1 pseudogene is annotated in these 246 nt (G+C 65.9%); it reads right to left on the bottom strand.

Annotated features, from left to right (window positions below):
- A pseudogene (locus FNJ47_RS47650) lies at nt 1–246 on the bottom strand (transposase); the annotation flags it as partial.

Raw genomic sequence — 246 nt, forward strand, 5'->3', positions numbered from 1 at the left:
GCTTGGCGCAAGTGATCGGCGTCATAGGCGGCGTCGGCCATGACGACCTCGGCGGACAAGCCTTCGATCAATGCGGCGGCTTGCGGTGCATCGCCCTTCTGACCCGCGGTCAGCGTGAACCGCACCGGACATCCCAAGCCTCGAACGGCCAGATGTATCTTGGTGCTCAGGCCCCCGCGCGAGCGGCCGATCGCCTGATCTTCAGACCCCCTTTTTTGGCGCCGGCAGCGTGCTGATGCGCCCGAA

Origin of the sequence: Bradyrhizobium uaiense (assembly GCF_010811875.1) — a bacterium.
GTDB classification, from domain to species: domain Bacteria; phylum Pseudomonadota; class Alphaproteobacteria; order Rhizobiales; family Xanthobacteraceae; genus Bradyrhizobium; species Bradyrhizobium uaiense.